General features: G+C 57.6%; 21 protein-coding genes. 14 read left to right on the top strand and 7 right to left on the bottom strand.

The genetic code is table 11. The annotated features are described in order from the left end of the window. Positions 1-11: 11 nt before the first annotated feature. The 6 genes from GOX66_RS23305 to GOX66_RS23280 form a co-directional block, all read right to left on the bottom strand. The gene (locus GOX66_RS23305; RefSeq protein WP_170765977.1) at positions 12-1,652 is read right to left on the bottom strand and encodes a recombinase family protein; all 1,641 of its coding nucleotides are present in this window, start codon (positions 1,650-1,652) and stop codon (positions 12-14) included. Beyond that, positions 1,649-2,692: a tyrosine-type recombinase/integrase gene (locus GOX66_RS23300; RefSeq protein ID WP_170765975.1), complete on the bottom strand. Its 1,044-nt coding sequence runs from the start codon at positions 2,690-2,692 to the stop codon at positions 1,649-1,651. The genes GOX66_RS23305 and GOX66_RS23300 overlap by 4 nt, the downstream gene beginning before the upstream one ends. Beyond that, entirely contained in the window at positions 2,689-4,389 is a 1,701-nt protein-coding gene (locus GOX66_RS23295) for a site-specific integrase (protein ID WP_170765973.1), read from the bottom strand. The genes GOX66_RS23300 and GOX66_RS23295 overlap by 4 nt, the downstream gene beginning before the upstream one ends. Before the next feature lie 166 nt (positions 4,390-4,555). Beyond that, entirely contained in the window at positions 4,556-4,762 is a 207-nt protein-coding gene (locus GOX66_RS23290) for a helix-turn-helix domain-containing protein (RefSeq protein WP_170765971.1), read from the bottom strand. Continuing rightward, a complete protein-coding gene (locus GOX66_RS23285; protein ID WP_170765969.1) occupies positions 4,737-4,910 on the bottom strand; it encodes a hypothetical protein in 174 nt (57 codons plus the stop codon). Before GOX66_RS23285 ends, GOX66_RS23290 begins: the two co-directional genes overlap by 26 nt. Positions 4,911-4,942: 32 nt before the next feature. Then, positions 4,943-5,776 (bottom strand): hypothetical protein, encoded by an 834-nt coding sequence (locus GOX66_RS23280; RefSeq protein WP_170765967.1) that lies wholly within the window; start codon positions 5,774-5,776, stop codon positions 4,943-4,945. 1,345 nt (positions 5,777-7,121) lie between these two features. Between GOX66_RS23280 and GOX66_RS23275 the strand changes: the two genes are divergently transcribed. From GOX66_RS23275 to GOX66_RS23250, 6 genes are read left to right on the top strand one after another with little or no spacing between them, the layout of a single operon-like run. Continuing rightward, positions 7,122-8,039 (top strand): ABC transporter substrate-binding protein, encoded by a 918-nt coding sequence (locus GOX66_RS23275; RefSeq protein WP_170765965.1) that lies wholly within the window; start codon positions 7,122-7,124, stop codon positions 8,037-8,039. A 10-nt stretch (positions 8,040-8,049) separates the two neighbouring features. Beyond that, positions 8,050-8,859 carry an alpha/beta fold hydrolase gene (locus GOX66_RS23270; RefSeq protein ID WP_170765963.1) on the top strand — a complete coding sequence of 270 codons (810 nt, stop codon included), beginning with the start codon at positions 8,050-8,052 and terminating at the stop codon, positions 8,857-8,859. 41 nt (positions 8,860-8,900) lie between these two features. After that, positions 8,901-9,959: an ABC transporter substrate-binding protein gene (locus tag GOX66_RS23265; RefSeq protein WP_170765961.1), complete on the top strand. Its 1,059-nt coding sequence runs from the start codon at positions 8,901-8,903 to the stop codon at positions 9,957-9,959. 59 nt (positions 9,960-10,018) lie between these two features. Continuing rightward, positions 10,019-11,107 carry an ABC transporter ATP-binding protein gene (locus GOX66_RS23260; protein WP_170765959.1) on the top strand — a complete coding sequence of 363 codons (1,089 nt, stop codon included), beginning with the start codon at positions 10,019-10,021 and terminating at the stop codon, positions 11,105-11,107. Continuing rightward, positions 11,104-12,006 (top strand): ABC transporter permease, encoded by a 903-nt coding sequence (locus tag GOX66_RS23255; protein ID WP_170765957.1) that lies wholly within the window; start codon positions 11,104-11,106, stop codon positions 12,004-12,006. The genes GOX66_RS23260 and GOX66_RS23255 overlap by 4 nt, the downstream gene beginning before the upstream one ends. A 10-nt stretch (positions 12,007-12,016) precedes the next feature. Further along, positions 12,017-12,820: an ABC transporter permease gene (locus tag GOX66_RS23250; protein ID WP_170765955.1), complete on the top strand. Its 804-nt coding sequence runs from the start codon at positions 12,017-12,019 to the stop codon at positions 12,818-12,820. Positions 12,821-12,828: 8 nt separating this feature from the next. On the opposite strand, the gene GOX66_RS23245 is transcribed toward GOX66_RS23250, so the two are convergent. Continuing rightward, entirely contained in the window at positions 12,829-13,536 is a 708-nt protein-coding gene (locus GOX66_RS23245; protein WP_170765953.1) for an IclR family transcriptional regulator, read from the bottom strand. Between the two features lie 85 nt (positions 13,537-13,621). On the opposite strand from GOX66_RS23245, the gene GOX66_RS23240 reads away from it, so the two are divergent. The 8 genes from GOX66_RS23240 to GOX66_RS23205 are packed head-to-tail and all read left to right on the top strand — an operon-like array spanning position 13,622 to position 21,092. Continuing rightward, positions 13,622-14,392: an arginase family protein gene (locus GOX66_RS23240; RefSeq protein WP_170765952.1), complete on the top strand. Its 771-nt coding sequence runs from the start codon at positions 13,622-13,624 to the stop codon at positions 14,390-14,392. Continuing rightward, positions 14,385-15,059, top strand: a complete 675-nt coding sequence (locus tag GOX66_RS23235) for an arginase family protein (RefSeq protein WP_170765949.1) — start codon at positions 14,385-14,387, stop codon at positions 15,057-15,059. Before GOX66_RS23240 ends, GOX66_RS23235 begins: the two co-directional genes overlap by 8 nt. Continuing rightward, entirely contained in the window at positions 15,059-15,934 is an 876-nt protein-coding gene (locus tag GOX66_RS23230; protein ID WP_170765947.1) for an arginase family protein, read from the top strand. Before GOX66_RS23235 ends, GOX66_RS23230 begins: the two co-directional genes overlap by 1 nt. After that, positions 15,931-16,941, top strand: coding sequence for an agmatinase family protein (locus GOX66_RS23225; protein ID WP_170765946.1), 1,011 nt, complete (start codon positions 15,931-15,933; stop codon positions 16,939-16,941). Before GOX66_RS23230 ends, GOX66_RS23225 begins: the two co-directional genes overlap by 4 nt. Further along, entirely contained in the window at positions 16,938-17,633 is a 696-nt protein-coding gene (locus tag GOX66_RS23220; RefSeq protein WP_170765945.1) for a hypothetical protein, read from the top strand. Before GOX66_RS23225 ends, GOX66_RS23220 begins: the two co-directional genes overlap by 4 nt. Beyond that, complete coding sequence (locus GOX66_RS23215; RefSeq protein ID WP_170765943.1) at positions 17,630-19,078, top strand: aldehyde dehydrogenase family protein; 1,449 nt, start codon at positions 17,630-17,632, stop codon at positions 19,076-19,078. The genes GOX66_RS23220 and GOX66_RS23215 overlap by 4 nt, the downstream gene beginning before the upstream one ends. Continuing rightward, positions 19,075-20,268 carry a CaiB/BaiF CoA transferase family protein gene (locus tag GOX66_RS23210; RefSeq protein WP_170765941.1) on the top strand — a complete coding sequence of 398 codons (1,194 nt, stop codon included), beginning with the start codon at positions 19,075-19,077 and terminating at the stop codon, positions 20,266-20,268. Before GOX66_RS23215 ends, GOX66_RS23210 begins: the two co-directional genes overlap by 4 nt. Continuing rightward, positions 20,265-21,092, top strand: a complete 828-nt coding sequence (locus GOX66_RS23205) for a citryl-CoA lyase (RefSeq protein ID WP_170765939.1) — start codon at positions 20,265-20,267, stop codon at positions 21,090-21,092. Before GOX66_RS23210 ends, GOX66_RS23205 begins: the two co-directional genes overlap by 4 nt. Positions 21,093-21,240: the final 148 nt, after the last annotated feature.

The raw sequence follows: 21,240 nt of genomic DNA, 5'->3' as shown, positions 1-21,240 counted from the left end.
GCTCGTCAGGCTCATAACCTGAAGGTCGCAGGTTCAAATCCTGCTCCCGCAACCACTTTTACCGAACCAGCCGCCGCAAGGCGGCTTTTGTCGTTCTGGGCCAGCCCAATCATTGCTGCCAGGGCACCCTCCAACTCGATCTGCACGCCATCCCGTTCATGTTGGATCGTAACACGTTCGATTAAGCCCCGAATGATCTCCAAAGCCCCTGTACGGATCGACGGATCCGATAGAGCCCGCGCCAGATCTGCGACCTTGGAGCGATAGAGTTCGGACAGATTTGGGTGCAGTCGCACCGGTGAGGGCGTAGGCTCAGACAGCTTTGCCTCAAGATCGGCAATCTGCGCTTCGAGCTCTTCGAGCCTCGCTTGAAGCCCGGGGGTGCGAATGCCCTCAGCGATTGCGTCATAAAACCCATTCAGTTTGCGCGCCGCTTTGTCCCGCTCGGATTGCAGACGGGTCCGGGCTGCCTCTACTGCACCTGCTTCCGCGTTGGCGGCTTCGCTGAAGGACTTGATAAAAGCGGCCACTGTGTCGGGCTGCATCAGACGTTGACGAAGCAAATCCAGAACGTCGTCTTCCAGTACGTTGCGGCGAATTGATTGCCTGTGCGTGCAAGTGCCGAGTTTGCGAGCGGCAGAGCAGGCAAGGTAGTCGCGTCCGACTGTGGCGAGTGGCCCTCCGCAGGTGCCGCAGAATGCAAGACCTGTCAGAAGGTGCTTCTTGCGACGCTTCTCCCAAAACCGGGTTTCTTTGATGGCTTTTACGCGGGGTTCGGCCTCGATCTCACCTTGCCGCTGTTTGACCGCCTCCCACAGCTCGTCCCCGACGATCCGCAGTTCGGGGACTTCCGTGATGATCCATTTGGAGGGTTCGTTGAGACGGGAAACACGTTTGCCGGTTTCCGGGTCCTTGATGTAGCGCAGACGGTTCCAGACCAGGCGGCCAATATAAAGCTCATTGTTAAGAAGGCCGGTCCCACGCACTCTGTGCCCCCGGATGGCTGTGTCACGCCATAACTTGCCACGGGGACCCGGGACACCCTCGGTGTTGAGGCGGCGCGCAATTGCTTTTGGAGAGTGCCCTTCGGTGAACTCTTGAAGCACCCGTCGGACAACCTCAGCTTCCGCTGCGTTGATCATTCGTTCTCCCGTAACGGGTTGGCCGTCGGGCCCAAGACGCCGGACGACGTCATAACCATAGCTGTTGCCGCCGCCGGAGCGCCCAAGCTCTACACGCCCGCGCAGACCACGCCGGGTTTTGTCGGCCAGGTCTTTGAGGAACAGTTGGTTCATGGTGCCCTTGAGACCTACGTGCAATTCGCTGATCTCGCCTTCGGCCAGTGTCACGATGCCAACACTTGCAAAGCTCAGTCGTTTGAAGATCGCCGCGATGTCTGCCTGGTCTCGGCTCAAGCGGTCCAGCGCTTCCGCCAAAATCAGATCAACCTGTCCTTCCTGTGTAGCATGGAACAGGGCTTGCAGACCGGGGCGCAACATGGAGGCGCCGGAGATTGCCCGGTCAGAATACGCGTCAACAATGGTCCAGCCTTCCCGCACTGCACGTTCCCGACACAGTCGCATCTGGTCCTCGATTGACGCGTCCCGCTGCATCTGGCTGGAGAAACGGGCATAGATTGCAACTCGGGTCATCGTCGAACCTTTCTCTTCTGCTTGATCAATGCCGCGTAATCACGGCCTGCTTCAATCGTCTGGGCATGGATGTAGTGGCGCTCGGCTGTTCCGAAGCTCGTATGGGCGAGGATCGGTCGGATCAGCCTGGCGTGTTCCGGAGAAGATCGGGCCAAGGTCGTTGCGGCCGCGTCACGGAAGAAATGCGGCGGGACACGGTGACCTGTCAGCTTCAGCGTCTGCTCAGCGATCCGGGGGCTCAACGCATCCTTCTTCAACGGTGCACCAGTTTTGCCAACCCAAAGGACATCGTGGTGCTGTTGGCCACGTTCCATAAAAAAGGGACGGGCTTCGGTGATATATCGGCGCAAGAGCGGTTCAACGCTCTGGGGAACTTCTGCTTCCCAGGGATGCCCTGATTTGGTCAGGTCCCCTGGGAGCGCAACACTCATGGCGTCCGGCGTGACATGCAGGGACACGTCAATCCGAAGACCTGCGAAGGCGCGTCGACGCATTGGCATCAGGGCCAGCATTGCAATCATGGTGCCATCCCGCAGGTGCATCAATCTGCGCAGCGGTGTTGGTGCTGCTTCCGCATGATCCGTCGCCAGTGTCATTCCCGCCCGGAATAGAACCTCGCTGGACAACACACGCCCAAGCTTGCGATCCCGATCACCTCGACCCGCGGCACGCTTCAATCCCGTTTTTAACCTCCGCTGACCGGACCAGTCCTGCGTCGGATCAGCCGCAGAGAGGATACGCAACACGCCATCAATGAACATCAACCGTGTCATCGGCCGGGTGTGTGAAAGGTCCTGAAGCCATGCGGACAGGCGAGGCAGGGTAGCGCGTTGTGGCGGAGGCAGGGTTATGGCGTCCATATCGGTATTGGTCAGCCATTGCAGCCATCGCGCATATCGCAGTTCCAGCGACTTCAACGAGGTTGCGCGTAGATGTGCGAGGGCGCCGCAATCATCGAGCGGCCCGGCAGCCTTCTGAAGACTGTCCCACATATCCCGGTCCTGCGCGGGCCAATTGGCGAGAGGCAGAACCAGGCTCATCTGCGACGCCCTTTCTTGGCGTCGATCAGGTCCGCAAAGGCGCGGGTTGCCGAACGCGCTTCAAGACCGGAATACATGTTGATGGTGTGGCTGACCTCCGAATGCCCGAGCAACCGGCGCGCAACCTCGTAGCCGCCGGGATTGGCGTCGAGCCAGTTCATCACCGCGAAATGCCGAAACAGGTGGGCGTTCATCTCCAACCCCGTTTCTTTCCGGATCCGTTTGGAGATGCGTGTCGACAGAACACTGGGATCAACGGAATGCTGACCATCCCGGCGGGGAAAAAGCCAAGGCGTTCCTGCGGGGCAGAGCTCCGGACAGCGAGATTTGAGATGTCCGTCGATCATGCGCAATACATCACGCGGGACCTCGAACTCGACAGGTCGCTCATTTTTTGTCTCGCCGTCTTCCAGAACCAGGTAGGATCGGCCATCACCGGGACGGTGCAGGTGGCGTTCCAGGTGGATGTCAGCCAGGTTCTTCACGCGAACTGGGCAGACCAGCAAGATGGCGATGGCGAGCGCATCTTCGCGTGCCAGAGCCCAGCCATACGGCTTAGACGTGCCGCGCGGTCGCGCAAAAATCCGTTCGGGCAGAAGCAGCAGGCGCTGCTGATGCCGATCCTCCTGCAACACCCGCAGCCTGCTTCGGTTTTTGGGAGTCATGCCATTCTGAGGTTTGACCGCCAGGCGCGCGGCAAGCCCGGCCAGTGCATCGCGAGCATCCTCAGGTGCATTGAGTATCCGGGCCAGGTTGCGGAGCAGCGCGGCGATCTCGCTGATCATCTTTGTGGTCTGGTTGTTGGTGCGCGTTAACATCTGGCGCAGACCACGTTCCGCTAACACCGGATCGATCAGGATGGCCAAACCTCTAATCTCTGTGATCGGGATACCAGAGTGAACGAGTTCGGAGGCAAACCGAACCAACTGTCTTTGGTATTGGGACAGGGTCGCGGGTCGGAGCGCCCTGTTCTGACCGTCATCTGCCAAGGGGTCTGGATTGGACAGACGATGTATTAGCTTTGCAAGAGCAGTTTGGAATGGCGCTGGAAACGCGGTCACCGGAAAAGTGATGCCTTTCTGACGCGTTTCCAGAGGCAGGTTGACCTTGGGCCATTCCGCAATACGTCGGGCCGCCAGGTTCCAGCCGTTGACAGCGGCACGATATGCGACATCAGGCGATTTGCTGATCTCGTTGTGCGCAAGGGCAACTCGATAGGCTTGAGCAAGCTCTTCACACACAGTGGCAGGTTTGGCGCCCTGCCGGTTTAGAAAGTGCACGAAGCGGCAGAGCGCGGGTTGCAATGTTTTGTCGCCCGACGCCAGAACAGCTGCCCAGAGCGCGAGCCAATCGGGAGACAGATCATGGATCCGGTTGAAGCGGCGTTCCACCAGCCCGAAATGCGCGAGCGCAGCCCGTGCATCACTGACCGCATTTTGCCAGCTCTTTGGTGTCAGACCAAGCGAAGCCGGTGCAACTTTAGTCAAACGGGGCTGCAACCAGCGGCTATCGCAAGGCACATCCTCAGGAGGCAATCCAAGGGCTTTGGATGTACGGCGCAGACCGGAGATCATATCGCGGCGGCGTCCGTCTGTCAGAGAGCTATCGGAGCGCAGCTGTTCGATAAGCTCGGCGAACATCGGTGTGTCGGCTTTGACGAAGGCTAATGTCAATGGAACGGGGCTCTGGCTAGTCATCGGGATTACGTTCCTTTGGACATGTCAGGTCTCGGGTGGACGGGTGTGGACAGGAGGTCCGATTCGGGAAAAGCGTAGCACAAAAAGTTCGCAACTTACGGGGATGCCCTCTTCCCGAAATAAACATAACACATTGACATTAATGGACATTAATAGTCGTGAGCTCCTACCAGAACTGTGCCTGCCGATAGGCGGCATGAGCTGCCGGATCAATGCGGATGAGGCGTCCGCCAGGGCCCACCCGAATAACCTCAAGCAGGCCAGCCGCAATCGCACGGCGCACCGTCTTCTCCGAGCAATTGTCCAGTTCAGCGACGTCTTTCACCGTCAGAAGCTTGCGGGTTTGTTTATTCTTCGCTTTGATATTTGGCATTCTGAGGCGCCTCCTTTTGGTCAAAGGCGTCCCGGCCCAGTTCCCGTACTGCCTGGGCAGCCAGCAATCGGACCAACTGGTCAATCGCTGTCTCAACCTGCGTGCGCGCGTGGTCGTCAGAAGGGGGTATGGCAGGAACGCGTGTCATGCCATGACCATGACAACGCGGGCTTGCTCATTCTAAGTGTATTGATTGCCCGATTCCGGCGGGGCCCAGAACTCCTCAGCCTCTTTGGATTGTGCGTCGCGAAAATTATCCCGGTCCTTTCGGATCGTTTCTCCGCTCAATTCCTGAACCGGATCCGTAATCATCTTCACTACAGCTTGGACGAACTCAATTAACAGACCCTGGCGCTGCCCACCTGGGCGACCATCGGAGTATGTTGTGATGCCGAGATCACGGCCTGTACCGCACCAAGTGTAGAAACAGGACTCCACGATATACTGTCGGCGTTTGTCGCTCGAAAATCGCTTATCACTAGGTGGCATATCCGCAGCGGCGCCGGGCGTCTCCAGAATGCGTCGAATATCATCCTCGATGTCCTGAGTAAGTGTCGTTGCGGTCTCAAGCTTGTCGAGGACTTGGGGAAGAAGGTCTGCGTCTTCTGGCGTAGACGCGAAATAAGTCGAAAGCGAGCCTAACGCGTTCCGGAGTTCTTGTGGAGCAATGGAACTCTGTTTGGCTTTCCGCAACAGTTGCTTGAGGTGCTTTTGACCTCGTTCAATCGCTTGCGAGCGTCGGACCTCGGTCAGATTGATTGCAATGTCGTCATCGTTGTTTAGGCAGTGACCAAGCATTGCGGACAAGTCGCGCACGAGCGTTGTTGGCAGGTCAAACTGGTCGCACAAGCTCCCGATCATGTCCTCGGTAAGTGCGCCTTGTTCTCCATAACTGCCGAGTTTCCACGACATAGAGGACTTGATCCCATCCATGTGCGGATAGACGGAATAGTCACCTTCAGTATCTGTAACGTCTCGATTGCCCTTCAGACCGCTATCCGCGTTGGCGCTCATGTTACTCTCCGTTTGGCACGTTCTGTTATGGGGCGTCTCGTCCAAGAGCGCTTGCGTAAGGCACCAGCGCTGTTTGCAGAGAAAACGTAGCGGCTGAGACGAGTCGACCCCTCCAAACGTTGCACACAAAAAACAGAACGGAAAGGGAACAATTTGTACCCCGGGCTCTGTGTCGAGCCGCTGGCCCGAAGCGCCTGCGCTATTTGGGGGCTGCGGCGCTTCGGGCCAGCTACTGTCTGTACTGCGGGCGACCGCGCGAAACCCAACGGGTAAAAAAGCAGATCAATACACTTAGTCAGCAAGAACGCAAAATCGGACGTTCCGGGCCGGGATGGGTCTTCCCCGTCTCCGTTGCGCCCGGTTTATTCTTGCTGCTTCCCCTGGTGAACGATCAAAAAAAGCGGTGACCACGGTACGTTCACCAACCGGCCTCCAAAGGTGAACTATGGTTCGGGGACTACCCCATCCCGCACCGATGCGGCTCCTTCTGGCCCGGTGCAGAAACGCGACAACGGAACCCACCGGCCGATGGTTGTCATTCGACACCAGACGGATCGGGGACCGCCGAGACCGTGCGCGGTCAGAACGGGGCAGGTGAGAAGCCTGTGGGGAAGCGGCTGGCCACCGACAAAAGGCATCGCGTGGATACGAACCTGAAAGCGAAGGGCCTTCTCCCGCATGACGGGGGGAAGGAGCGGGGGCCGGGTATTGTCTGATGGCAAGTCGGGATGTTTGCGGGCTGTGACCAGCCTTTGATGCGCGGCGCAGAGAACGGCAACTCCGAGCCCAAATTGGCCAATGCTGCGGCCATGATCAAGTGGCACGAACTGTTATGAACTGCCATTCAAATTTGGGAAGCAATGGGATCCAAGTGACAGATTGCGTTCCGCTCAATCCCCCAAAAGTTTCACTCGGCGGCGATGAACATGGCGACAGGTAAAAATCGCTTCCGATGACATATGCGCAAGATCGAACGAGATGAACACTGCGCATAAGCGCGAAATCCCGAGGTTTTGTTCGGCTCTGAGGCTCTGGAAACGGGAGGGTCTATCCCACGGGGTCAAAAGAATCCTTGACCAGCTCCAGTATCAGAACTATTAAAAATGAAACGTCATTTTGCTGAGCGAAACGCCTAAATAATGAACGATCGGGTCGCTCCAGTCGCGGACCCGCAAGCCAACCAACAGTTAGGGAGAAGCCTGACATGATGAAAGACAATGGAAAATTGACACTCACAGTGGGTCTCGTAGCCGGTTGTCTGGCCATTGCTACGTCTGCCGTTGCTGAAGGCGAGGTGGTGTTTTCATCTTGGGGAGGTTCATTCCAAGATGCGCTTCGGGAGTCCATGTTGGACCCAGCCGCGCAAAAGCTGGGGCTCACCATCAAGGAAGACACGACAAATGGCATCTCTGATGTGCGTGCGCAGATAACTGCCGGTGCGGTTGCTTGGGATATCACAGAACAAGCCTTGTCGGACTGTGCCCGTTTGAAACAAGAGGGGGCTCTGGAAACCATCGACTATAGTGTGGTCTCTACCGATGGCATCCCGAGCAGCTTTGTGGACAGCGAGTGGGTAGGCCTGTTGACCTATTCGCTTGTCATTGGCTGGCAAGCTGAGAAATTTGGCGAAAATGGTCCGCAGTCCTGGGCGGATTTCTGGAATACCGAAGCCTATCCCGGCACGCGGGCGATGTTTAACTCTGTGTCGCATTCATTGGAAGCGGCATTGATGGCGGACGGTGTGGACCCGGCGGATGTAAACACAGTACTGCGTAGTGAAGGCGGCGTAGACCGGGCCTTTGCCAAACTTGAGGAGATCGCGCCCGATATCACGGTCTGGTATAGGGGCGGCTCGCAAGCGGCGCAGTTGATGGCAGATGAAGAAATTGACTTCATTCATATTGGCAACGGCCGCGCAGAATCGCTGAATGCCGATGCAGTGCAGGTTGGGTTCACCTGGAACCAGGCCACGACCGATGCGGATTGCTTGCTGGTACCCAAGGGCGCGCCAAATCGCGAAAATGCCATGCGGGTTATCAACGAGATTCTGTCGGCCGATGCACAGGCGCGCATGGCAGTCGCAATTTCTTATGGTCCCGTCAACGCACAGGCATTCGAAACCGGAATTATTTCGCCTGAGCTTGCTGCCAAGAACAATGCTCTACCTGAGAACATGAAGACACAAGTGGTCCTTGACCCGAGCTTTTACGTCGAAAACTTCGCAGAACTGCAAGAGCGGTTTGACACGCTAGTTCAGCAATAGGTCCAAACCGATGCGCTCTAGCCATTCATCCGATCCGGCAGAACCTCTGAACGTAATATTCGTTCATGGTTGGGCGTGCGGATGGCAAGACTGGAGCGGTGTCACCTCGCTCTTACCTGACAGTGTTCACATTGGCCTTGCCAAGCTCCCCGGAAGCCCTGAAGCCGTGTCGTTAGAGGGAGAGACCAGTCTGAGTGGCTGCGCGGCCCATGTGATTGCCCTTGCAAATGATCTAGGTTTTGATCGCTTTGTGCTCGTCGGGCACAGCATGGGTGCGCGGATTGCTATCGAATTGGCTGCAAATTGGCAACGGCGCGTCTCTCACCTTCTTTTGCTGGATGGCAGCAACGTGCCCGAAGATTCAGATGAATCAGTTTCACGTTTGGCAGAACAGCTTGCGCAGCTCGGTCAGCAAGGGTGGGCAGAAGCGACTTTCGAGATGATGATGCTTGATAACCTCGGCCGGGAAGAAATGCGCAATCTTGTGAACCGAGCTGCTCAATATCCGGCCGATGTTTTGATGGCGTATTACCATGCTATGGCTACATGGGATCGCGATAACTTTGCTGCAGCCATAGACCGTCTCTCTTGCCCAGTAACAATCATGCAATCGACTTCGCTGGATGAGCACGAAGTTCGCCGACCAGTGATGACCCACCCTTCGTCGCTATGGCTGGACGCCTTGCGTGCTCGGGTTGCCGGGGCGGAGATCAAACTGGTGCCGAATACCGGCCATTTCCTGATGCTGGAACAGCCGCACCTGATCGCTGACTGGGTTCAAGAGATATTGCAGGTCGAGCACGGCGTTCACAATGAATAGTCCAACCAAATATCCAACCAACAGTTAGGGAGGAGCCTGACATGATGAAAGATAACCGAAAATTGACGCTCACCGCGGGTCTTGTAGCCGGCAGTTTGGCCATTGCCACGTCTGCCCAAGCCGAAGGTGAAGTAGTGTTTGCGTCCTGGGGAGGCTCATTTCAGGATGCCTTGCGCTCAGCAATGCTGGAGCCTGCAGCTAGCGCACTGAATGTCACGGTCAAAGAAGACACGACAAACGGTATTCAGGACGTGCGCGCACAGATCACAGCCGGTGCAGTCGCCTGGGATGTGACTGAGCAGGATTTGCCCTCGTGTGAAACGCTCAGCCGAGAGGGCAGCCTTGAGCCGATCGACTATTCGATTGTGGACACAACGGGCATTCCCGAAGAACTGGTCCACGACAACTATATCGGCTTCATCAACTTCACCAAGGTGATCGCTTATCGCAAGGATGCCTTTGGCGACAATGGCCCGTCCAACTGGGCTGAATTCTGGGATCTGGAAAACTTCCCGGGCAAGCGCGGTATGCATGGCAAGGTGAACTACAACCTTGAGGCCGCTCTCATGGCCGATGGTGTGCCTATGGTAGAAATCTACGACACGCTGGCCACGAAAGAGGGCATGGCGCGCGCCTGGGACAAGCTGGGAGAGATCGCACCAGAAGTCACTGTTTGGTATCGTGGCGGATCACAATCCGCACAATTGCTGCGTGATGGTGAAGTAGACGTGATCCACATGGGCCATAACCGCGTCGAGAGTGTGAGCGCATCTGGCATCGAAGTTGCCTATGCATTCGATGGTGGCACGATGGATGTCGATTGCTTGTTGGTGCCCAAGGGTGCTCCGAACAAAGACAACGCCATGCGCCTGATCAATGAATTGCTGAGTGCCGAAGCGCAGGCACGGCTGGCGGTCACAATGCCGCTGGGCCCGGTGAATACTGGTGCGTTTGACACTGGCATTATCTCGGGAGAGCAGGCTTTGACAGTCAACACCCACCCCAGCAACTACGACAAGCAACTTCTGGTCGACCCGAACTTCTACATCGGCCAGTTGGGTGAGTTGACTGAAGAGTTTGACACGCTGATCCAGCAGTAACCCATTTTGGCGCAGTGCATTTTGCACTGCGCCCATTTTTTGACAGGTGAGGTGCCCCTATGCCGTCTAATGCCCAATCCCTTCCAATCGACATTTCCAATCTTTGCAAGGCCTACGGATCGGTCAAAGCGCTCGATGATGTATCGCTGAATATTGCCGCAGGTGAATTCCTAACACTGCTTGGACCATCGGGCTCGGGCAAAACGACACTTTTGATGGCACTGGCCGGTTTTGTACGCCCTGATGGCGGGTCGCTCCGGTTTGGCGGTGAGGAAATGATTGCGACGCCGCCACACAAACGCGGTCTTGGCATGGTTTTTCAAAGCTATGCGTTGTTTCCATTCATGACGGTGGCTGAAAACGTGGCTTATCCGCTGAAAATCCGCGGGGTTTCCAAAGCTGACCAAAAGACCCAAGCCGAACGTGCGCTGGATACGGTCCAGCTTGGTGGCTATGGAGATAGGCGTATCACCCAATTGTCTGGCGGCCAAAGACAGCGTGTGGCTCTTGCCCGCGCCATGGTATTCGAGCCGCAGATCATCCTGATGGATGAGCCCCTGTCCGCGCTCGACAAAAAGCTGCGCGAACATATGCAGATTGAATTGAAGGCGCTGCATGAAAAACTGGATGCGACCGTTGTTTATGTGACCCATGACCAGCGGGAAGCCCTGACGATGTCAGACAGGATTGCAGTGGTCAATCATGGGCGGATCGAGCAGGTCGAGACACCTGAGCGGCTGTATCGCCAGCCTCACAGTTTCTTTGTGGCGGATTTTATCGGTGAATCCATTTCGGCGCCGGTGAAAGTAGCCAATGATGCGGCGCAGCTTGGCGGGCGTTTGCTGAAATCCAATTCACCCATCGCCCAGGGTCGGGGTGGGCACCGCTTGGTGATCCGGCCCGAATTGTTGGAAGTCACCGTGGGGGCAGTGCCTGAAACTGCCAATGATCTGTCCGGCCGGGTCAAAGATATCATTTATCAAGGCGACAGTGTGTTGGTGATTGTTCAGCACGACAGCGCAGGCGAGATCAACTTGCGTGTTCCTGCCAATCGCGCTGGCCAGACCGGGCTGCCTTCCAAAGGAGAGCAAATTGGCCTTGCCCTGCATCCCGAAGACACGATCATCGTACCGGAGCATGTGGCATGAGTATCGCCGAGGTCTATGAAAGTGCAGGGACGCTTCAGAACGCCAGCACGCTCAAAACTGAAGAACGTCGTGAACGGATGACGTTTCTGGGGCTTTCGATGCCCGCCGTTCTTGGCATTCTGATTGTCGTCTTTCTACCGATTTTCTGGCTGTCTTCGCTCTCGTTTTATAATGCGGCAGGCGAGTTGAGCATGGAAAACTACGCGCGCATCTTTGAAAGCGCTTTGTACCGGCGGACCTTTGTTGTCACCTTCCAGATTAGCATTGCTGTGACGGTGATTTGTGTCCTTCTCGGATATCCTCTGTGTTACTGGCTGACCAAAGTGCCGGACAGAACGGCTGCCATTCTGATGGTTTTTGTGCTGGTCCCGTTCTGGACGTCGGTTCTGGTGCGTACCTACGCCTGGCTGGTGCTGTTGCAGCGCAATGGCATTATCAATTCGTCGTTGATGTCGCTTGGCATAGTCGACGAACCGCTGCAGCTGGCGCACAATCTCACGGGGTCAATCATTGGCATGGTACATATCATGCTGCCGTTTCTGGTTTTGCCGCTCTATGCCACCATGCGCAACATTGACACCGACCTGGTTCGGGCTGCTGTGGGGCTAGGCTCTACGCCGCGTGGGGCATTCTGGCGGGTGTTTTTCCCAATGTCGCTGCCGGGTCTTTTTGCCGGCATCGTGCTGGTTTTCATCCTGTCACTTGGGTTTTTCGTAACACCTGCTTTGCTGGGCGGTGGCCGTGTGCAGATGCTGGCGCAACGAATCGAAAGCACAATCACAGTCTATTCCAATTGGGGTGCGGCTTCCGCATTGGGCGTAGTCCTGCTGCTGCTGGCTCTGGCGATGATTTGGCTGATGAACCGTGTCTTCGGGCTCGACAAACTCTTTATGCGCTGAGGAACTGAAAATGGAACAAGTCGGACAACGCAAAATTGACGGTATGTGGCTGACAGTGGTTGGCACCGCGGTACTTTTCTTTCTGATCCTGCCAACGCTAATTGTGATCCCGATGTCGTTTTCGGGGGCCTCATATCTGGAGTTCCCGCCAACGTCGTTTTCGTTTCGCTGGTACACGACCTACTTCACTTCCGCAGAATGGATGAGCGCCACAAAGACCTCGCTGATAGCTGCAGCATTGACCACGGCAATCGCAACACCATTGGGCTCACTTTGTGCTTATGGCTTGCATTGCTCCGCCCCACGGATCAGGAGCGCTGCGCAGATCCTCGTGATCATGCCCATCGTCGTACCGGTGATCCTGATCGCCGTCGGCGTGTTCAGCCTTTATGCCAAGCTGGGGCTCAACTACACGCTGACCGGAATTGTGATCGCCCATACCGCGCTGGCGCTGCCCTTTGTGATCGTGACCGTGATGTCGGGTTTGCAGAACTATGATTTCAATCAGGAACTGGCGGCGCGCAGCCTTGGTGCATCCCGAGCCTATGCGTTGTGGACGGTGACAGTGCCGCAGGTCAAATTCTCGATCCAGACAGGGGCATTTCTGGCCTTCATCACGTCACTGGACGAGGTGGTGATTTCGATGCTGGTCTCGGGCGGGGAAAGGGCCACAATCACCCGCCGCATGTTCAATTCGCTGCGCGATCAGCTTGATCCGACCATTGCAGCGATCTCTACCTGCCTGATTATCGTGTCAATCTCGGCGCTCATCGGCGTGCAGTTGATTGGCCGCAACAAGAATGCTGACAAATGATGGGCTCTTTATATCTGACCAATCTCGGACCGGATCTGGCGGGCGGCATCGAGCACCGCAGCGCGATAGCCTTCGACAACGGTTTCGCTGAAGCGAACGCGCAGACCCGACAGGCTGACTGCACCCAGCAGCTCGCCCTCAAGCCCAAGAACCGGAACCGACAATCCAGCAACGTCCGGATCACGTTCACCAAGGCTGAGATAATACCCGGCCTTCCGAATGTTGGCGGCCTGTTTGCCTTGCCTGATAGAATAGGCTTCCAGCACCCGGCCCGACGAGCCAATGCTCAGCGGAATGATCTCGCCCTCCTGGATATGATCCCGCGCAAGCCTAGGCGAATTGACTCGGTAGAGGCAAACGCCGGAGTTGCCGCGTTGCACGTAAAACGACGCGCTTTCCCCCGTTGCATTGACCAGGTTCGCCAGCACCGGGCGCACAATAGGCCCCATGCGCAGGTTCTGACGAAATACGGATCCAAGACGCCACAAAGATGGGCCGAGGTGAAACAGGCCTTCGGCGTCTCGCGTGATATGGCCAAACTTTTCCAGCGAGACGCTCAGACGCAGGATTGTTGCTTTATTGACGCCACTTCGGTCCGCAACCTCTTTCAGAGACAGCCCTGCATCACCGGGCTCAAAGCTGTCCAGCACACGCAATGCGCGTTCGACCGCTTCGACACCACCATTCGTGTCAGGGGTTCGGGGCTTGTCGGGCATAGGCAGACCTTTCGACGCAAATCCGTCGCTTTTTATAGCCGGTTTGAACGCAATTTGAAATCGCAAATAATGAAGGTATCTGGCAATGAGTAACGCGCAGAAACGATTGATAACAACTGGTTATGCCGGTCTTCCTTTTGGTGACGTTTCGCAATGCGAGGCAGGATCTGTCGGGGTTTTGGGTGTTCCAAGCGAAGTCGATAGCGGGCCGCGTTCCGGCGCTTCCTTGGCTCCGGATGCGCTGCGCAAGATGACGCAACGGCTTGGGACCGGCCTGCCTGTAAATGGCCGGGATCTGGGAAATCTGGACCTGACCGGTGATTGGTCGGACGTATTAATGCAGCTTGTGACACAATTGGCGGATCGCGACATTGTGCCAATTGTCCTGGGAGGCGGGTCTGATGTTGCCTTGGCTGTACTGGGAGCCTTGCCGGACCGGCCGGTTGTCGCGGCCATGCCACTGGCCTGGCGTGATCTCACAGAACGACCAGCAAACACGATCTGGGTGGGTTTGAACGGCGGGCAACCTGCCGATGTCTGGGATCAGATCAGCCAGCGCACGATGGACTGGCGTACCGCCCGGCAGTTGGATGAAGGGCACGTCCACTTTTCTGACATGCCCGAGCGCGCGCTCTTGTGGATCGACATATCGGTCGTTGATCTGGGGCATGCAGCTGGTGCTGTCGGCCTTAATCCCGGCGGGATGAAACCTGAAACGCTGGCTTCCGTCATCGGGGCCATGTCCTGTCGCTGGCAGGCGATTGTGATCACTGGCCTTGCGCCTGCGCTCGACACGCGGGGCATGTCGGAACTGGCGGCCATCGAAACCCTGAACGCGGCGTTACACAATGGGTGAAGCGGCGCACATACGGTTTGACACGATCCCCAGTTTTCTGGGCGCATCTATTGGCGATCTGGAAGATCTTGTGCCCGGGCAGGTCGCGATAGCGGGGTATTTTTGCGACAATCTCACCCGGCCAGCGGCGGGGCAACGCTATCTCGCACGGCAGCTGCGATACGCCTCCCGTCCTGAAAAAGCACCCGCAAATGCGATTGATCTAGGGGATGTGAATGTATTTCCGCTCGAGCGGGACAAGCATTTTTCCGCAGTTATCGCTCAATGCGCGGCGGTTCTGGAAACCGGCGCGCGCATGGTGCTGGTTGGCGGCGATTCCAGCGGTTTGGAAGCTCTTGGCGTTGCTGCACAAAAGGTCACAGGTGCGGATGTTCCTGTCATTCCGGTTACAGGCGGCGTGGCGGGCCAATTGTCCCACACCCAACCGGTCATCCTGTCTGTGGATTTACAAGAGCTTGCGGGAAAATGGGTATCGCACCCGCGTCGTCTGACCGGGATGTCACCCGCAAAGATGATCGCGCAAATTGACGCCACCCCGGGCGATGTCATCGCCGCAGCAATTTTCGGACTTGCCCCGGAATTAGACATTCGTGGCGGAGCTGAGACCCGCGCCGCGCTGGCGATCTTGCAGGCGGTGACTGAGCGTCTTGAGAAAGGAGCAGGCTGATGCCTTTACGATCGGCCCCATTGCCGCGCATGGCAGGTCATCTGTCGTTCATGCGTGCGCAGACCAAAGCGATCGGTGATGTCAGGCCCGGCGATCTGGCGGTACTGGGCGTCCCGTTTGAAGACACCAGCGCACCACATGCCGGGCAATCCCTGGCGCCGCGTGCATTGCGCGAAACCTCGGTCTATTTCGGTTGGCACGCAAACCCGCAATTCAGTCACCCCGTAGATATCGATGCACGTCAGGACATCAGTACCGACGGCCTGCACGAGCGGCTATGTGACCTCGGAGATATAGCGTCAGGGTCCGAAGACTCGATCCACGTGTCATTGAAGGCGGCAACAAGTCAGATCAGTCGCAATGGTGCCTGTGCCATAATATTGGGTGGTTCGGATCGCATGTCTGAGACAGTGCAGAGCGCGCTACCCAATTGTCAGACCGCGCAGCTTGGCGGTACGCCAGATGATGCGCGCGATTTTCATGTAGCGCCCTTGCCGAATGGGCGCGGCACGCCCTGCAACAAGGATACTGCCGCGCAGCGTGCAGCGTTTTCCAGGTGGCGGGATGCATCAAGGCCGCTGTTTGTGCGGTTTGATCTGTCCGTGTTTGAAACATCGCTCAGCGCGCTTTGCGATCAGCCCCGGTTAGGGGGCTGCGATCTTGAGACGGTGATGCAATGGCTTGAGCTTTTGGGACAGCAGGAAGTCAGTGCCATCATGTTGACCGGTCTGAATCCGAACAGGCCTGGAATGGGTGTGGTGAAGGTTGGCCAACGCCTGATGGTCACGGCTCTTCTGGCATTTATCTATGCGCGCCTCGGATTTGGAATTGAAAATCCGGGCTGCCAAACTTCCAAGGAATATGTACTGATATGACTGCTGCGATTTCAACATTCCACCCGCCCTTGGCACAACCGGGATATCGGCTGTTTGATGGGCCTTTGCGCGACGTGACCGACGCCCACGCGGATCAGATCGGCGTTGTGGGCATGCCGAGCGACTGGACACATTCCAGCCGCCTTGGCACAAGGTTCGGCCCCGAAGCATTGCGCAGGGCGACAAGTCTTCTGCAATCTTTGCGTCCGCAGGGAGCCAGCTTTGATCCAGACACAAGCCGCCATACCGTGCCTGCAACCGACTGGCTGATCGATTGCGGTGACGCAGAGATCACCGCGCAAGACGTTGATGCAACGACCGAAGCCATCGCAGCAATGACCGAAACGCTGACCGTTGCACGGGCGATCCCTCTGGCACTGGGCGGTGATCACTATAACAGCTTCCCGGCCTGTCTGGGCTATTCCCGTGGGTTGGCCAAACGTGCACCAAACGCGCGTTTTGGGTATATCCAGATCGACGGTCATCTGGATTTCTCCGACCGGCTGGGCGCATGGGGCAGCCACAACCATGCAACCAATGCACGCCGGATTTCTGAACTGCCCAACATTGATGTGTCCAATATGGTCTGGATCGGCATCACGGGCTGGGTCGATGGCGGCGATCTGGCGCTCATCGAAGAACAGGGCGGTCGGGTGTTTTCAGCGGGCGATGTGCAAAACCTCGGCGCGGCCGAGGTGATGCGTCAGGCCCTTGCGCATGCCATGCAGGGCTGCGACGAGCTTTATCTGTCCATCGACATCGACGCGATGGACGCTGGCTACCTTCCCGGCACAGGCTCCATCGTGCACAGCGGCATTACACCACGTCAGTATTACGATCTGCTGGATGGATTGGCCGAGGCCCCCTTAGGCGGGTTGGACATTGTCGAGGTCTCACCACCGCTCGATCCCTCACAGCGCACGGAATTCCTTTCGGCGGAAATGCTGTTCCGGGTTCTGCGCCGCTTTCGCACTCGTCCTGTGACTGGGTCTGTGACAGAGCAATGATGGAATATATCGGACCCCGTCAACTGGGCGGGCTATCACATGCGGGACAGATCCTTGCCCCGGCAACCCGGCCCTGGATCACGGATCTTGCAGCGCTTTGCCCTTACGAGGGTCTGCAACCCGGTAACCTCCCGGAATTTGAACGTGACCCGGATTGGGGCAATTGGACGCTCACGGATAGCCCCAAAGACCCGACCAAACGCCTGAACTGGCATGTGTTTCAACAGGGAAGCACCCGGTATCTGGTGGCCGACCGGATGCTTATGAGCCGCATAAGCTGGCAGGATCTAGACGATGCCGGGTATGTCTATGGCACAGAGGTGTCGATTGATGGCAGGCAGTTTCGCTGCCGGTTGCTTACCGGCGGTGATACGCCCTGTGATGACCCCTATCAGGGTGCGAGCAGGCCCAATGAATGGGATGCGTTGGTGGGTGGTGCCGCCGTGTCGAACGCGCCTCAGCCGGACCCGGCCAATAGCGCAGCCCCGCTTAGCCCGGATCATCTGACCTCGCCTCATAACCGTTTGTGGAACTGGTTCGGGGCGGTCAGTTGGACGGCCGAACCCGTCGCCAGCCGTGCGGACGGACGTGTGTGCCGGGGTTATCACGGCCCGACCTATTTTTATGTGAACACTGTAGACCACCGGCATGAAGATATCGGGTGGCGACCAGTTCTTGAGGAAGTGCAATGACTGTAGACTCCTTTCCCAACTATATCGCCGGAACGTGGGCCTCTGGCTGCAATGCTGCCCGCAATATCAACCCATCTGATTTGAACGACACAATCGGGGATTATACGCAGGCAAGTGCCAACCAGACGGTTGAAGCGATCGAGGCCGCGGCTGCCGCCTTTCCGAAATGGCGTGCAACGTCGCCACTGGTCCGGTTCGAAGCGCTGGACCGCATCGGGTCGGAAATCCTTGTTCGCGTGGACGAGCTGGGCGACATGCTGGCCCGCGAAGAGGGCAAAACCCTGTCCGAGGCCAAGGCCGAAGCGCATCGTGCCGGGCATTTGTTCAAATATTTCGCGGCCGAAGCTTATCGAGCAACGGGCGACGCTTACCAATCTCTGCGCGTAGGTGTGTCGCTTAAGGTTGTACGCGAGCCGATCGGTGTCGTGGGCGTGATCACGCCCTGGAATTTCCCGCTGGCGATCCCGGCATGGAAAATTGCACCTGCTCTGGCCTATGGCAATACGGTCGTGTTCAAACCCGCCGAGCTGGTGCCCGGATCGGCCTGGATGTTGTCTGACATCATTGCCCGTGCGGGCCTGCCCGAGGGTGTGTTCAATCTTGTGATGGGCAAAGGCCGTGAGGTCGGGGAGGCGATCGTTACACACCCCAAGGTTTCCGGGGTCACGTTCACCGGCTCCACACCTGTCGGTCGCCATATGGGGGCAGCGCTGTTCGCCCGCGGAGCCAAAATGCAGCTTGAAATGGGGGGCAAGAACCCGCTGGTCGTGCTGGATGATGCGGATCTGGATCTGGCGGTGCACTGCTCATTACAGGGCAGCTTTTTCTCAACCGGGCAACGATGCACGGCTTCCTCCCGCCTGATCGTGACTGAGGGAATTCACGATGCATTTGTCGACCGTCTTTGTGTGGCAATGAAAGACCTTAGGGTCGGTGATGCGCGTGCGGCGGAAACCCAGATTGGCCCGGTGGCCAGTGAGGCGCAGCTGGCTATCGATAAACGATATGTTTCTCAAGCCGTGGCGGACGGCGCAACACTTGCCGCAGGTGGCGGCGAGGTCAAATCCAAAACCCCCGGACATTACTTTGCTCCGGCCCTGTTTACGGATGTGTCACCACAGGCTGCGGTCGCGCGGGACGAAATCTTTGGGCCGGTTGCGGCTGTATTGCGTGTGCCGGATTATGATGCCGCCCTTGCCACGGCCAACGACTGCGAATTTGGATTGTCTGCGGGTATCGTCACGCGGGATGCAGCCAAGATCGACCATTTCTCGCTGAACGCTGAGGCAGGTATGATACAGGTCAATCTGCCCACAGCCGGTATGGATTTTCACGCCCCATTTACGGGCCGAAAAGGATCCTCCTATGGCGCACCGGAAAAAGGCAGCTATTGCCGCGAGTTCTTCACCGCAGCCAAGGTTGTACACGAGGGGCGCGGACAATGACGCAGGCACCATTGAAGGGCATTCGCATTCTTGATCTGACCAATGTGCTGGCCGGTCCGTTCTGCTGTCATCAACTGGCCCATATGGGGGCCGACGTAATCAAGGTCGAAACCCCGGGCACCGGTGATCTTGCACGCCAGCTCGGGGCTGATCCCGCCCGCAACGCCGATCTGATGGGCGTATCCTTCCTGGCGCAGAATCCGGGCAAACGGTCGATCACCCTGAACCTGAAATCGGCATCCGGCAAACGTATCCTGAAGGAGCTGGTGCAACAGGCCGATGCCCTGGTCGAGAATTTCCGTCCCGGGGTTATGGCACGCCTGAACCTGGACTATGAGGCGCTGGCCCGTGAAAATCCCCGCCTTGTCTATTGTGCCATCTCTGGCTTCGGTCAGGATGGCCCGCTGGCGAAACTGCCCGCTTATGATCAGATCGTACAGGGGATGAGTGGCGTGATGTCGATCACCGGCGATGCCGACACCGCTCCATACCGGGTGGGATACCCAATGGCCGACACCATTGGAGGTATGACAGCGGCTTTTGCCGTCGCCGCTGCCCTTGCCAACAAATCCGAAAATCGTGGCACATTCATTGACGTCTCGATGCTGGAGGCCGTGATTGCGACGATGGGCTGGGTGGTGTCGAACCACTTGATCGCCGGGAAGGCACCCACCCCGAACGGCAATGACAATTTCACCGCAAGCCCGTCCGGCACATTCAAAACCGCAGACGGCGTGATGAACATCGCGGCCAACAAACAAGAACAGTTCGAGGCCCTCTGCGAGATCATCGGCAACCCGGAGCTGGCCCAGGATCCTCGATTTGCCGACCGAAAGAACCGACTGGCCAATCGACCCGCCCTGACCGCTGAACTGGAGGCCGCCTTTGCCACGGCCCCCACCCTTAAGTGGGTCGAAAAACTTACAGCACAGGGCGTTCCCACGGGTCCGGTCTGGTCGGTGCCCGAGGCGCTGGCACATCCGCAACTTGTCGACCGGGGCCTGCTGCAAACCCACCGCATTGGCGCTGAGGATCTGCAACTGGTCGGGATCGGTGCCAAGCTTGATGGTGTGGCCCCTGGTGTCGGTTCACCGCCCCCGACCTTGGGCGCACACACAAACGATATCCTGAGCGAACTTGGCTATAATAATGCCCAGATTGCGGACCTAAAAAAGGAAGGCGCGATATGACAGCCCCCTCGGGACACAAAGATGCCGATGATATTCGCCACTGGTGGCGCACCGCAATTATCGACATGGCTCCAGGACGGATTGCCTTTCGCGGCCACCCGATCCAGGACCTGATAGGTTCTATAAGCTTTGCTCAGATGATCTGGCTCATGGTGCGGGGCGATATTCCAACGTCAGAGCAGGCGGCACTTTTTGAATGTGCGCTAGTGGCGGGCGTGGATCATGGTCCGCAGGCGCCTTCGATTGCCGCCGCCCGCATGGCCGCGACCTGCGGGCTGGGGCTCAATAACGTCCTGGCCACCGGGGTCAACATGCTGGGCGATGTGCATGGCGGCGCCGGTGAACAATGCGCCGAGCTTTATTTCGACATCGCCAAACGGATCGATGACGGCGCTGAACAGGAAGCTGCCGTCCGCGACGGTATCACCGCCTGGTGTGAGGAAAATGGCAAGATTGTCTCGGGCTTTGGCCACCGCTTCCACAAGCCCGTCGATCCCCGCGCACCGCGGTTGATGGCGTTGGTGCGCAAGGCCGCAAAGTCTGGTACGGTGGATGGTCGGTTTGCCGATATCGGTGAGGCGGTTCAGGCGGAAATCGGACGCAAGCGCGGTACTGAGATCGCAATGAATATCGATGGGGCCACGGCTGTTATCTTTTGCGAGCTGGGTTTTCCATCCCCGCTCTCTCGCGGTCTGTTCTGTCTCTCCCGCTCGGTAGGCGTCTTATCTCATGGCTGGGAACAGATGCAGCAGGGCGGCCGGAACAAAGGACCGGTGCCACCGCGTTTTCTGCCGGACTACACCGGCGTAAAATCGGAAGGTTAAGCCGATGCATCCCCTGAAGACCAAAAGTGTTTTTGCGGTTGAGCGTGTGGCTTGCGCAAGATCCACACCATAGAATAGGAGGCAATTGTCAGAACTGAACGACTACCGGCTGGCGCCGGTAGGATCGGCGATGTGATTTTCCAGGTAC

The organism is Ruegeria lacuscaerulensis (assembly GCF_013031245.1).
Lineage (GTDB): Bacteria > Pseudomonadota > Alphaproteobacteria > Rhodobacterales > Rhodobacteraceae > Ruegeria > Ruegeria lacuscaerulensis_C.
The sequence above is the reverse complement of the archived record's forward strand: the minus strand, read 5'-3'. Positions and strand labels throughout refer to the sequence as shown.

Coding starts and splice junctions, on each gene's coding strand:
- GOX66_RS23305 (WP_170765977.1), bottom strand. CDS start 1,652: ATGACCCGAGTTGCAATCTATGCCCGTTTCTCCAGCCAGATGCAGCGG.
- GOX66_RS23280 (WP_170765967.1), bottom strand. CDS start 5,776: ATGAGCGCCAACGCGGATAGCGGTCTGAAGGGCAATCGAGACGTTACA.
- GOX66_RS23270 (WP_170765963.1), top strand. CDS start 8,050: ATGCGCTCTAGCCATTCATCCGATCCGGCAGAACCTCTGAACGTAATA.
- GOX66_RS23255 (WP_170765957.1), top strand. CDS start 11,104: ATGAGTATCGCCGAGGTCTATGAAAGTGCAGGGACGCTTCAGAACGCC.
- GOX66_RS23240 (WP_170765952.1), top strand. CDS start 13,622: ATGAGTAACGCGCAGAAACGATTGATAACAACTGGTTATGCCGGTCTT.
- GOX66_RS23290 (WP_170765971.1), bottom strand. CDS start 4,762: ATGCCAAATATCAAAGCGAAGAATAAACAAACCCGCAAGCTTCTGACG.
- GOX66_RS23285 (WP_170765969.1), bottom strand. CDS start 4,910: ATGACACGCGTTCCTGCCATACCCCCTTCTGACGACCACGCGCGCACG.
- GOX66_RS23205 (WP_170765939.1), top strand. CDS start 20,265: ATGACAGCCCCCTCGGGACACAAAGATGCCGATGATATTCGCCACTGG.
- GOX66_RS23230 (WP_170765947.1), top strand. CDS start 15,059: ATGCCTTTACGATCGGCCCCATTGCCGCGCATGGCAGGTCATCTGTCG.
- GOX66_RS23275 (WP_170765965.1), top strand. CDS start 7,122: ATGTTGGACCCAGCCGCGCAAAAGCTGGGGCTCACCATCAAGGAAGAC.
- GOX66_RS23265 (WP_170765961.1), top strand. CDS start 8,901: ATGATGAAAGATAACCGAAAATTGACGCTCACCGCGGGTCTTGTAGCC.
- GOX66_RS23210 (WP_170765941.1), top strand. CDS start 19,075: ATGACGCAGGCACCATTGAAGGGCATTCGCATTCTTGATCTGACCAAT.
- GOX66_RS23220 (WP_170765945.1), top strand. CDS start 16,938: ATGATGGAATATATCGGACCCCGTCAACTGGGCGGGCTATCACATGCG.
- GOX66_RS23225 (WP_170765946.1), top strand. CDS start 15,931: ATGACTGCTGCGATTTCAACATTCCACCCGCCCTTGGCACAACCGGGA.
- GOX66_RS23295 (WP_170765973.1), bottom strand. CDS start 4,389: ATGACTAGCCAGAGCCCCGTTCCATTGACATTAGCCTTCGTCAAAGCC.
- GOX66_RS23215 (WP_170765943.1), top strand. CDS start 17,630: ATGACTGTAGACTCCTTTCCCAACTATATCGCCGGAACGTGGGCCTCT.
- GOX66_RS23300 (WP_170765975.1), bottom strand. CDS start 2,692: ATGAGCCTGGTTCTGCCTCTCGCCAATTGGCCCGCGCAGGACCGGGAT.
- GOX66_RS23250 (WP_170765955.1), top strand. CDS start 12,017: ATGGAACAAGTCGGACAACGCAAAATTGACGGTATGTGGCTGACAGTG.
- GOX66_RS23260 (WP_170765959.1), top strand. CDS start 10,019: ATGCCGTCTAATGCCCAATCCCTTCCAATCGACATTTCCAATCTTTGC.
- GOX66_RS23245 (WP_170765953.1), bottom strand. CDS start 13,536: ATGCCCGACAAGCCCCGAACCCCTGACACGAATGGTGGTGTCGAAGCG.
- GOX66_RS23235 (WP_170765949.1), top strand. CDS start 14,385: ATGGGTGAAGCGGCGCACATACGGTTTGACACGATCCCCAGTTTTCTG.